Genomic DNA, 11,405 nt, shown 5'->3' with positions numbered 1-11,405 from the left:
CTTCAACAATCAAAAGATAGCGCTATCTCATGCTCCAGCTGCCCAACACCCGCTCCACCGGCCTCGCCATCGCCACCTTGCTCGGCGCCCTGTCCCCCACCACCAGCGCCGGCGAAATGTTCGCCAAGGATTCGCCGTGGATGCTCGGCGACTGGGGCGGCAGCCGCGGCGAGCTGCTGGAACAGGGCTATGACTTCACCCTCGGCTACACCGGCGAGATGGGCAGCAACCTGCACGGCGGCTACAGCCATGACCGCACCGCACGCTACAGCGACCAGTTCACCTTCGGCGTGAACATGGACCTGCAGAAGATCCTTGGCTGGCACGCCACCGAGTTCCAGCTGACCGTCACCGAACGCCACGGCGACAACATCAGCAACGACCGCATCAACGACCCGCGCGTCGGCGGTTTCACCTCGGCGCAGGAAGTCTGGGGTCGTGGCGAAACCTGGCGACTGACCCAGATGTGGATCAAGCAGAAGTACTTCGATGGCGCGCTGGACGTGAAATTCGGCCGCTTCGGCGAAGGCGAGGACTTCAACAGCTTCCCCTGCGACTTCCAGAACCTGGCGTTCTGCGGCTCGCAGGTGGGCAACTGGGTCGGCGGCATCTGGTACAACTGGCCGGTCAGCCAGTGGGCGCTGCGCGTGCGCTACAACCTGAACGAGGCGCTCTACGCCCAGGTCGGCGTGTTCGAGCAGAACCCCTCCAACCTCGAGAGCGGCAACGGCTTCAAGCTCAGCGGCAGCGGCACCCAGGGCGCGGTGATGCCGGTCGAACTGGTCTGGAGCCCGCGGGTCAATGGCCTGAAAGGGGAATATCGCGCCGGCTACTACTACAGTAATGCCAAGGCACGGGATGTACTCAAGGACAGCAACGGTGCGCCAGCCGCCCTCAGCGGCGCGGCCTACCGCAGCAGTTCGAGCAAGCACGGCCTGTGGCTCGGTGCCCAGCAGCAAGTGACGTCGCTGGCATCGGACCAGTCGCGCGGCCTGAGCCTGTTCGCCAATGCCACGGTGCACGACAAGAAGACCAATGCCATCGACAACTATGTGCAGGCCGGTGTGGTTTACAAGGGGCCGTTCGATGCCCGCGCCAAGGACGACATCGGTTTCGCCCTGGCCCGCGTGCACGTCAATCCCGGCTACCGCAAGAACGCCCGCCTCATCAACCAGGCCGCGGGCCTGGACGACTACGACAACCCCGGCTTCCTGCCCGTGCAGGACACCGAGTACAGCGCCGAACTCTATTACGGCATCCACCTGGCCGACTGGCTCACCGTACGTCCGAACCTGCAGTACATCCGCCATCCGGGCGGGGTGTCGCGGGTCGACGACGCGCTGATCGGCGGCCTGAAGATCCAGAGCAGTTTCTAACCCGACCCTTTGACACTACGGAGAACAGACGATGAGCACTGACGGTGCCAAGAATGGAACCCGCTGGCTACCGCGCCTGATGGGCGTGCTGCTGTTGCTGATGGGCCTGGCCCTGCTGGCGGGCGGCATCAAGCTGAGCCAGCTGGGTGGCTCGCTTTACTACCTGATCGCCGGTATCGGCTTCGCCCTGTCCGGCATCCTGCTGCTGGCCAAGCGACGCATCGCCCTGGGCCTGTATGGCCTGGTGCTGCTGGGCAGCACGGTCTGGGCCCTGGTGGAAGTCGGCCTGGACTGGTGGCAGCTGGTGCCACGCCTGGCCATCTGGTTCGCCATCGGCGTGATCCTGCTGCTGCCCTGGGCCCGTCGCCCACTGGTCGGCCCCGCCTCTAAGGTCAACACCGCCCTGCTCAGCGTCGCCGTGGTCGCCTCCGGCGCCACCGCCGTGGCCAGCCAGTTCACCCACCCGGGCGAAATCCGTGGCGAGTTCAACCGCGACAGCAGCGAGATGGCCAGCGCCGCGCCCGCCATGCCGGAAGGTGAATGGCAGGCCTACGGTCGCACCGAGCACGGCGACCGCTACTCGCCGCTGCGCCAGATCACGCCGCAGAACGCCTATCGCCTGGAAGAAGCCTGGCGCATCCGCACCGGCGATCTGCCGACCGAAAACGACCCGGTGGAGCTGACCAACCAGAACACCCCGCTGAAGGTCAACGGCATGCTCTACGCCTGCACCGCCCACAGCCGGCTGCTGGCCCTGGACCCGGACACCGGCGCCGAGATCTGGCGCTACGACCCGCAGGTCAAGAGCCCGACCGGCACCTTCAAAGGCTTCGCCCACATGACCTGCCGCGGCGTCTCGTATTACGACGAGAACAACTACGTCAGCCGTGACGGCAGCCCCGCGCCGAAGATCACCGACGCCGGCCAGGCCGTGGCCCAGGCTTGCCCACGCCGCCTCTACCTGCCCACCGCCGACGCCCGCCTGATCGCCATCAACGCCGACAACGGCAAGGTCTGCGAAGGCTTCGCCAACCAGGGCGTGATCGACCTGACCCGCGGTATCGGTCCGTTCACCGCCGGCGGCTACTACTCCACCTCGCCAGCGGCGATCACCCGCAGCCTGGTGATCATCGGTGGCCACGTGACCGACAACGAGTCGACCAACGAGCCGTCCGGCGTGATCCGCGCCTACGACGTGCACGACGGCCACCTGGTGTGGAACTGGGACAGCAACAACCCGGACGACACCAAGCCCCTGGCCGACGGCAAGCTGTACAGCCGCAACTCGGCCAACATGTGGTCGATCGCCAGCGTCGACGAAGACCTCGGCATGATCTACCTGCCGCTGGGCAACCAGACGCCCGACCAGTGGGGCGCCGACCGCACTCCGGGCGCCGAGAAGTACAGCGCCGGCATCGTCGCCCTCGACCTGGCCACCGGCAAGGCGCGCTGGAACTACCAGTTCACCCACCACGACCTGTGGGACATGGACGTCGGCAGCCAGCCGACCCTGGTCCACCTGAAGACCGACGACGGTATCAAGCCGGCGGTCATCGTGCCGACCAAGCAGGGCAGCCTGTACGTCCTCGACCGCCGCGACGGTACCCCGATCGTGCCGATCCGCGAGATTCCGGTGCCGCAGGGCGCGGTGAAGGGCGACCACACCGCACCGACCCAGGCCCGCTCCGACCTCAACCTGCTCGGCCCTGAACTGACCGAACAGGCCATGTGGGGCGCGACGCCGTTCGACCAGATGCTCTGCCGCATCCAGTTCCGCAGCCTGCGCTATGAAGGCCAGTACACCCCGCCGTCCGAGCAGGGCAGCCTGGTCTACCCGGGCAACGTCGGCGTGTTCAACTGGGGTAGCGTGTCGGTCGATCCGGTGCGGCAGATCCTGTTCACGTCGCCGAACTACATGGCCTTCGTGTCGAAGATGATCCCGCGCGAGCAAGTGGCCGCAGGCAGCAAGCGCGAAAGCGAGACCAGCGGTGTGCAGCCGAACACCGGCGCTCCGTATGCCGTGACCATGCACCCGTTCATGTCGCCGCTGGGCATCCCGTGCCAGGCGCCTGCCTGGGGCTACGTGGCGGCCATCGACCTGTTCACCAACAAGGTCGTGTGGAAGCACAAGAACGGCACCACCCGTGACAGCACCCCGGTGCCGATCGGCATGCCAGTGGGCGTGCCGAGCATGGGCGGTTCGATCGTCACCGCCGGCGGCGTCGGCTTCCTCAGCGGCACCCTGGACCAGTACCTGCGCGCCTATGACGTGAAGAACGGCCAGGAGCTGTGGAAGGCCCGCCTGCCAGCGGGTGGCCAGGCCACGCCGATGACCTACACCGGCAAGGATGGCAAGCAGTACGTGCTGGTGACCGCCGGCGGCCATGGCTCGCTCGGCACCAAGATGGGCGATTACATCATCGCTTACAAACTGGCTGAGTAAGCCACACAGGTGGTGGCGCGCCCACCACCGCTTTCGCGGGCAAGCCCGCTCCCACAGGTACAGCGCCGTTCTCAAGGGTAGCGCTGTACCTGTGGGAGCGGGTTTACCCGCGAATAGGCCAGCACAGGCTCCCACACCGCGCCCTTCGTCTACCATTGAAACCTGCCAACCACCGCCCCATCTAAGCACCATAGCCATTCACGCAGGTGCCCCATGAGCGACCAGCAGGATTTCCCGGAACACCCTGACGAACACAGCGAAGTCGAACACCTCGATCCCTCGGCCACCACCGGCCACAACCTCGCCCTGCCCGGCCAGCAGCTGCCGGACAAGGTCTACGTGATCCCGATCCACAACCGCCCGTTCTTCCCCGCGCAGGTGCTGCCGGTGATCGTCAACGAAGAACCCTGGGCCGAAACCCTCGACCTGGTGGCCAAGACCCCGCACCACTCCCTGGCACTGTTCTTCATGGACACCCCGCCGGAAGACCACCGCCACTTCGACACCAAGGCCCTGCCCGAATACGGCACCCTGGTGAAGGTGCACCACGCCAGCCGCGAGGGCGGCAAGCTGCAGTTCGTCGCCCAGGGCCTGACCCGGGTGCGCATCCGCACCTGGCTCAAGCACCACCGCCCGCCCTACCTGGTGGAAGTCGAGTACCCGCGCCAGCCCGCCGAACCCAACGATGAGGTGAAGGCCTACGGCATGGCCCTGATCAACGCGATCAAGGAACTGCTGCCGCTCAACCCGCTGTACAGCGAAGAGCTGAAGAACTACCTCAACCGCTTCAGCCCCAACGACCCGTCGCCACTGACCGACTTCGCCGCCGCCCTCACCTCCGCCACCGGCAACCAGCTGCAGGAAGTGCTCGACTGCGTGCCCATGCTCAAGCGCATGGAAAAGGTCCTGCCGATGCTGCGCAAGGAAGTCGAGGTGGCCCGGCTGCAGAACGAGATCTCCGCCGAGGTGAACCGGCAGATCGGCGAGCACCAGCGCGAGTTCTTCCTCAAGGAACAGCTCAAGGTCATCCAGCAGGAGCTGGGCCTGACCAAGGACGACCGCAGCGCCGACCTGGAGCAGTTCCAGCAGCGCCTGGAAGGCAAGACCCTGCCGGAGCAGGCGAAAAAGCGCATCGACGAAGAGATGGGCAAGCTGTCGATCCTCGAGACCGGCTCGCCGGAGTACGCCGTCACCCGCAATTACCTGGAATGGGCCACCGCCCTGCCCTGGGGCGTGTACGGCAAGGACAAGCTCGACCTCAAGCACGCGCGCAAGGTCCTCGACCGCCACCATGCCGGGCTCGACGACATCAAGGAGCGCATCCTCGAGTTCCTCGCCGTCGGCGCCTGGAAAGGTGAGATCAGCGGCTCCATCGTGCTGCTGGTGGGCCCGCCGGGCGTGGGCAAGACCAGCATCGGCAAGTCCATCGCCGAATCCCTGGGCCGGCCGTTCTACCGCTTCAGCGTCGGCGGCATGCGCGACGAGGCCGAGATCAAGGGCCACCGCCGCACCTACATCGGCGCCCAGCCGGGCAAGCTGGTACAGGCGCTGAAGGAAGTCGAGGTGATGAACCCGGTGATCATGCTCGACGAGATCGACAAGATGGGCCAGAGCTACCAGGGCGATCCCGCCTCGGCGCTGCTGGAAACCCTCGATCCCGAGCAGAATGTCGATTTCCTCGACCATTACCTCGACCTGCGCCTGGACCTGTCCAAGGTGCTGTTCGTCTGCACCGCCAACACCCTGGACTCGATCCCCGGCCCGTTGCTCGACCGCATGGAAGTGATCCGCCTGTCCGGCTACATCACCGAAGAGAAACTGGCCATCGCCAAGCGTCACCTGTGGCCCAAGCAACTGGAAAAGGCCGGCGTGTCCAAGGCCAGCCTGGGCATCAATGACAACGCCCTGCGCGCGGTGATCGAAGGCTACGCCCGCGAAGCCGGGGTGCGTCAGCTGGAAAAACAGCTGGGCAAGCTGGTGCGCAAGTCGGTGGTCAAGCTGCTGGAGGACCCCGAAGCCAAGATCAGGATCGCCACAAAGGACCTGGAGCCCGCCCTGGGCATGCCGGTGTTCCGCAGCGAACAGGTACTGGCCGGCAAGGGCGTGATCACCGGCCTTGCCTGGACCAGCATGGGCGGCGCCACCCTGCCCATCGAGGCCACCCCCATCCATACCCTCAGCCGTGGCCTCAAGCTCACCGGCCAGCTGGGTGATGTGATGAAGGAGTCGGCGGAAATCGCCTACAGCTACGTCAGCTCGAACCTGAAGCAGTTCGGTGGTACGCCGGGCTATTTCAACGAGGCCTTCATCCACCTGCATGTCCCTGAAGGCGCTACGCCGAAGGACGGCCCCAGCGCCGGCGTGACCATGGCCAGCGCCCTGCTGTCGCTGGCCCGTGACCAGGCACCGAAAAAGGGCGTGGCCATGACCGGCGAACTGACCCTCACCGGTCAGGTGCTGCCGATCGGTGGCGTGCGCGAGAAAGTGATCGCGGCGCGGCGGCAGAAGATCTTCGAACTGATCCTGCCGGAGGCCAACCGTGGCGATTTCGAGGAATTGCCGGAGTACCTGAAGGAAGGCTTGACCGTGCATTTCGCCAAGCGCTTTGCCGATGTGGCGAAAGTGCTGTTCTAGCGAGAGCGGGGCCGCGTTGCGGCCCTATCGCCGGCAAGCCGGCTCCCACGAAGCGTGGCACGCACCCTCCTGGTGGGCGCCGGCTTGCCGGCGATAGGGTACGCACAGACCCCACAAACTTCCGCCAGCTTCGGTTATCCTCAGGCATTTTCAGCCTCCGGAGCCAACATGACTGCCCCTCGTCTGCTCGTTCCCCTGGGCCTGGCCCTGCTCACCGCCTGCGCCCAGCACCCGCAACGCACCGTCGAACTGGACGGCGAAAGCGAGTGCCCCGCGCGCCTGCAGGTCGGCCAGGCCCTGACCCTGACCCTGCCCAGCAACCCCACCACCGGCTACCGCTGGCTGTTGCAGAATCCAGCGCCGGAGATCCTGCGCAGCCTCGGTCCCGAGGTGTACAGCTCACCGGAAGAGGCCGGCATCGTCGGCAGCGGCGGCCTTTCCAGCTGGCGCTTCCAGGCCAAGGCCGCCGGTGAAGGCCACCTGATCCTGGTCTACCAGCAGCCCTGGGCCCCGGAAGTGCGCCCGGTGCAGACCTTCGATTGCGTCATCCGGGTGAAATGAGCCAGCGGCGCCGGTCAGCCAATCATGCAAGCTCAGCACGGTTTGGCTAGAATGCCGCCCCTGTAGATTGCCAGCCGCCTGGACCCACCGTGAGCAAACAACCCGACCGCCTATTCGCCCAACCCCTGGAGCAGGTGCCCGACTTCGTGTTCAACGAGGACGTGGTGCAAGTGTTCCCGGACATGATCAAGCGCTCGGTGCCCGGTTACCCGACCATCGTCGAGAACCTCGGCGTGCTCGCCGCCCGCTTCGCCCAGCCGAACTCCGCGCTGTACGACCTCGGCGCCTCGCTGGGCGCGGTGACCCAGGCCCTGCGCCGCCATGTGCGCAGCGACGGCTGCCGGGTGATCGCGGTGGACAATTCCGCGGCCATGGTCGAGCGCTGCCGCCAGTACCTCACCGCCCAGGACTCGATGTTCCAGGAACTGCTGCCGGCACAGGTGCTGGAGGCCGACATCCTCAAGCTCGAACTCGAACCGGCCTCGGTGGTGGCGATGAACTTCACCCTGCAGTTCATCGCTCCCGAACAGCGCCTGGAACTGCTCGCACGCATCCGCCAGGCCCTGCTGCCGGGCGGCGCGCTGATTCTCTCGGAGAAGCTGCGCTTCGCCGACGAGCAGGAGCAGCAGTTGCTCAACGAACTGCACCTGGACTTCAAACGCGCCAATGGCTACAGCGAACTGGAAATCGCCCAGAAGCGCAGTGCCATCGAAAACGTGATGAAGCCCGACACCCTGCAAACCCATAAGGAACGCTTGCACGCCGCCGGTTTTTCCAAGGTCGTGCCGTGGTTCCAATGCCTCAATTTCGCCTCGCTGATAGCCCTGCCATGATCGATCTGTCCCCCCTCGTCCGCCGCCTGGCGGGCACGCCCCTTGCCACCTGGTCCCAAGGCCTGCAGGCACAACTGGACGCCAAGCTGGAAAAGGGCCACGGCGACCTCGACCGCTGGCGCGGCGCCCTCGAGGCACTACCCCGGCTGACCCCGAGCGAGATCGACCTGGTCGACGGCTTGCGCCTGGACTGTGACTGCGACGACGCCACCCGCGCGCAGATGCGCCAGGCGCTGATGGGCCTGTCACCTTGGCGCAAGGGCCCGTTCGACCTGTTCGGCGTGCATGTGGACACCGAATGGCGCTCGGACTGGAAATGGTCACGGGTCGGCCCGCACCTGAACCTCAAGGGCAAGCGCGTGCTCGACGTGGGCTGCGGCAATGGCTACTACCAGTGGCGCATGCTCGGCGCCGGCGCCGACATGGTCATCGGCGTCGACCCCAACTGGCTGTTCTTCTGCCAGTTCCAGGCCGTGCAACAGTACCTGCCGGAACTGCCGGCCTGGCACCTGCCCTTCGCCCTCGAAGACCTGCCGGCCAACCTCGAAGGCTTCGACACCGTGTTTTCCATGGGCGTGTTCTACCACCGCCGCTCGCCCATCGAGCACCTGCTGGCGCTCAAGGACTGCCTGGTCAAGGGTGGCGAGCTGGTGCTGGAGACGCTGGTGATCGAAGGTGACGAGCAGCAGGTGCTGGTGCCCGAGGACCGCTACGCGCAGATGCGCAACGTCTGGTTCCTGCCGTCGGTGCCGGCGCTGGAGCGCTGGTTGCGCCGGGCCGGGTTCAGTGATGTGCGCTGCGTCGATGTCAGCGTCACCAGTGTCGAGGAACAACGCAGCACCGAGTGGATGCGCTACCAGTCGCTGGGCGATTTCCTCGACCCGAACGACCACGGCAAGACCATCGAAGGCCTGCCGGCCCCACGCCGGGCCACGCTGCTGGCGCGCAAATAAAAAAGGCGCCCCCAGGGGCGCCGCAATCCACCTGCGGCGAGGAGCTGTCGCGGCGCAGGTGTGTGGTACTCAGTCCTTGGCCACCTCGCGGGCCTTCTCCTGCGCCTTGCGCTCACGCTCGGCCACAGCCTGCTGCTTGTCGCCGTGCAGGCGCGCCTGGTCTTCGCGGAACGCTTGCCAGAACTGCTTGGAACGCTCGGCACCGCCTTCGGCGAAAACGCTGGTACTGCCCAGGGCCAGGATCGCCAGCAGCAGGTATTTGGTAAGGTTCATCGTGCTTGCCTCATGATAACCGTATCGACAGGGCCAGCATGCCAAGACGCAGCTAACAGCAAGGTGAGGCGGACATTACAGTCTTGCAAGAGAACCGCATCGCGGGGTCGTGCTGCCTTTGTGGGAGCGGGCTTGCCCCGCGATGACGGCGGCCCTGTCAGGCAGATGACCCGCGCATTACAAATCCGTTATTCCCGCCGCTTGTCCATTCGCATCCAGTAACATTCTCGCCGCTTGACCCTGATGTCACTACAGGGTCGAGAATCGCCCCCCTTTCCACACAGAGCCCGACCATGCGCCTACTGATCATCGAGGACGAACCCCGCACCGCCGAGTACCTGCAACAGGGCCTGCGCGAAAACGGCTATGTGGTCGACTGTGCCCACACCGGCACCGATGGCCTGCACCTCGCCCGCCAGCAGCCGTACGACCTGGTGATCCTCGACGTCAACCTGCCCGAACTGGACGGTTGGAGCGTACTGCAACGCCTGCGTGCCGAATCGTCGACGCGGATCATGATGCTCACCGCCCACGGCCGCCTGGCCGACCGGGTCAAAGGCCTGGACCTGGGGGCCGACGACTACCTGCTCAAACCCTTCGAGTTCCCCGAACTGCTGGCCCGGATCCGCAGCCTGCTGCGACGCAACGACCAGCACCTGCAGCCCAGTACGCTGAAAGTCGCCGATCTCGAGCTAGACCCCGGTCGCCACCGGGCCTGGCGCGGTGGCCAGCGCATCGACCTGACCGCCAAGGAGTTCGCCCTGCTGCACCTGTTGATGCGCCAGAGCGGCGAGGTCCTGTCGCGCACCCAGATCATCTCGCTGGTATGGGACATGAACTTCGACTGCGACACCAACGTCGTGGAAGTGTCTATCCGCCGCTTGCGGGCGAAGATCGACGACCCGTTCGAGGACAAGCTGATCCATACCCTGCGCGGAGTCGGCTACGTACTCGAGGCGCGCACGTGAAACGCCCGACCCTGTCGCTGCGCCTGGGCCTGACCGTCACCTTGATGGGCGCCGCGCTGGTGCTGCTGCTGGCGTGCCTGGCGGTGTTCGCCCTCGACCACGAGCTGGACAGCCGGGCACGCAAGGACCTGGCGCGCAAGATGCAGCAGGTCGAACACAACCTGCGCGTGGACCTGCGCAGCGATGACCTGGGCGCCCGTGCCCATCCCCTGCTCGACCTGGTGATGGGCCATGACAACCTGAGCCTCAGCGTGATGGCCGTCAATGGCCGCCATCCGGCGCTGCTGAGCCTTGGCCCGGCCCTGCAATCCCAGCATCTGATGAACCTCGACAGCGACAACCGGCTGAGCTTCCACGTCTGGCGCGACGGCGCCGACAACCAGATCCTCACTGCCAGCCGCCTGATGCGCCTGCGCGACGACACCCCGGTCAAGGTGCTGATGTCGCTCAATCGCAGCGATGACAGCAGCTTGCTGCAGGCCTACCTGCATTCGACCCTCCTGGCCCTGCCGCTGCTGCTGGTGCTCATCGGCATCGCCGCCTGGAAGCTGGTCCAGCGCGGCCTGCGCCCGTTGCGGCACTTTCGCCGCATCGCAGGACAAGTCTCGGCGCAGGACCTCGAACACCGCCTGCCGGACCAAGGGCTGCCCGCTGAGCTGGGCGACCTGGCTCGGGCCATCAACGTCATGCTGGACCGGCTCGATCATGGCGTACGGCAACTGTCACAGTTCTCCGACGACCTGGCCCACGAACTGCGCACGCCCATCGGCAACCTGATGGGCAAGGCCCAGGTGACCCTGGCCCGCGAGCGCGATGGCGACAAGTACCGCGAAGCCCTGGAAGACAGCGTCGACGAACTGACCCGGCTCAACCGCATCATCAACGACATGCTGTTCCTCGCCCAGGTCAGCCAGCCACAGGCCCAGGTCGTGCTGGCCCCGGTGGCATTGGCCGACGAGGTGGCGCGGGTCAGCGAACTGTTCGCGTTCAGTGCCGAGCTCAAGGGCATCTCCCTGCACCTGCAGGGTTGGGGCACCGCGCTGGCGGACCGGTTGATGTTTCAGCGCGCGCTTTCGAACCTGTTGAGCAACGCGATTCGCCATAGCCCGGAGGGCAAACCGGTGGCCGTGGGCATCGAGCGTCAGGGCAATGAGATTGGCGTCTGGGTGGAAAACCAGGGGGTGGGGATTGGTCAGGCGCACCTGCCGCACCTGTTCGAGCGCTTCTATCGGGCCGGGGCCGGACGTTCGCGACTGGAAGGCGGGACGGGGTTGGGACTGGCGATCGTGAAGTCGATCATGCAGTTGCATGGCGGGCGGGTCGAGGTGCAAAGCCAGCCGCAGGGCCCGACTCGATTCACCTTG

General features: G+C 65.9%; 9 protein-coding genes. 8 read left to right on the top strand and 1 reads right to left on the bottom strand.

The window, feature by feature from the left end; all coding sequences use genetic code 11:
- Positions 1-29 precede the first annotated feature (29 nt).
- The 6 genes from N7422_RS19415 (at position 30) to cmoB (ending at position 8,800) form a co-directional block, all read left to right on the top strand.
- Entirely contained in the window at positions 30-1,376 is a 1,347-nt protein-coding gene (locus N7422_RS19415; protein ID WP_279808052.1) for a carbohydrate porin, read from the top strand.
- Between the two features lie 31 nt (positions 1,377-1,407).
- Positions 1,408-3,819, top strand: a complete 2,412-nt coding sequence (locus N7422_RS19410) for a glucose/quinate/shikimate family membrane-bound PQQ-dependent dehydrogenase (protein ID WP_279808051.1) — start codon at positions 1,408-1,410, stop codon at positions 3,817-3,819.
- A gap of 213 nt (positions 3,820-4,032) precedes the next feature.
- Positions 4,033-6,453 carry an endopeptidase La gene (gene lon, locus N7422_RS19405; RefSeq protein WP_279808050.1) on the top strand — a complete coding sequence of 807 codons (2,421 nt, stop codon included), beginning with the start codon at positions 4,033-4,035 and terminating at the stop codon, positions 6,451-6,453.
- A gap of 168 nt (positions 6,454-6,621) precedes the next feature.
- The gene (locus N7422_RS19400) at positions 6,622-7,014 is read left to right on the top strand and encodes a protease inhibitor I42 family protein (RefSeq protein ID WP_279808048.1); all 393 of its coding nucleotides are present in this window, start codon (positions 6,622-6,624) and stop codon (positions 7,012-7,014) included.
- Between the two features lie 89 nt (positions 7,015-7,103).
- Positions 7,104-7,847, top strand: a complete 744-nt coding sequence (gene cmoA, locus N7422_RS19395; RefSeq protein ID WP_279808047.1) for a carboxy-S-adenosyl-L-methionine synthase CmoA — start codon at positions 7,104-7,106, stop codon at positions 7,845-7,847.
- Positions 7,844-8,800, top strand: a complete 957-nt coding sequence (gene cmoB, locus N7422_RS19390) for a tRNA 5-methoxyuridine(34)/uridine 5-oxyacetic acid(34) synthase CmoB (RefSeq protein ID WP_279808045.1) — start codon at positions 7,844-7,846, stop codon at positions 8,798-8,800. Before cmoA ends, cmoB begins: the two co-directional genes overlap by 4 nt.
- Positions 8,801-8,869: 69 nt before the next feature.
- Here cmoB and N7422_RS19385 read toward each other — a convergent pair whose 3' ends face one another.
- The gene (locus N7422_RS19385; RefSeq protein WP_279808044.1) at positions 8,870-9,073 is read right to left on the bottom strand and encodes a hypothetical protein; all 204 of its coding nucleotides are present in this window, start codon (positions 9,071-9,073) and stop codon (positions 8,870-8,872) included.
- Between the two features lie 293 nt (positions 9,074-9,366).
- Here N7422_RS19385 and N7422_RS19380 point away from each other — a divergent pair, with 293 nt between their 5' ends.
- Both N7422_RS19380 and N7422_RS19375 read left to right on the top strand, forming a co-directional pair.
- Complete coding sequence (locus tag N7422_RS19380; protein ID WP_279808043.1) at positions 9,367-10,041, top strand: heavy metal response regulator transcription factor; 675 nt, start codon at positions 9,367-9,369, stop codon at positions 10,039-10,041.
- Positions 10,038-11,405, top strand: a 1,368-nt coding sequence (locus N7422_RS19375; protein WP_279808042.1) for a heavy metal sensor histidine kinase, incomplete at its 3' end; no start/stop codon positions are given. The genes N7422_RS19380 and N7422_RS19375, both read left to right, overlap by 4 nt.

Origin of the sequence: Pseudomonas sp. GD04091, from assembly GCF_029836165.1 — a bacterium.
In the GTDB taxonomy this organism is placed as follows: domain Bacteria; phylum Pseudomonadota; class Gammaproteobacteria; order Pseudomonadales; family Pseudomonadaceae; genus Aquipseudomonas.
The sequence above is the reverse complement of the archived record's forward strand: the minus strand, read 5'-3'. Positions and strand labels throughout refer to the sequence as shown.

Bases quoted from the DNA above. Each gene is read 5' to 3' on its own strand.
- N7422_RS19415 (WP_279808052.1), top strand. From the start codon at position 30: ATGCTCCAGCTGCCCAACACCCGCTCCACCGGCCTCGCCATCGCCACC.
- N7422_RS19400 (WP_279808048.1), top strand. From the start codon at position 6,622: ATGACTGCCCCTCGTCTGCTCGTTCCCCTGGGCCTGGCCCTGCTCACC.
- N7422_RS19385 (WP_279808044.1), bottom strand. From the start codon at position 9,073: ATGAACCTTACCAAATACCTGCTGCTGGCGATCCTGGCCCTGGGCAGT.
- N7422_RS19410 (WP_279808051.1), top strand. From the start codon at position 1,408: ATGAGCACTGACGGTGCCAAGAATGGAACCCGCTGGCTACCGCGCCTG.
- cmoB (WP_279808045.1), top strand. From the start codon at position 7,844: ATGATCGATCTGTCCCCCCTCGTCCGCCGCCTGGCGGGCACGCCCCTT.
- N7422_RS19380 (WP_279808043.1), top strand. From the start codon at position 9,367: ATGCGCCTACTGATCATCGAGGACGAACCCCGCACCGCCGAGTACCTG.
- lon (WP_279808050.1), top strand. From the start codon at position 4,033: ATGAGCGACCAGCAGGATTTCCCGGAACACCCTGACGAACACAGCGAA.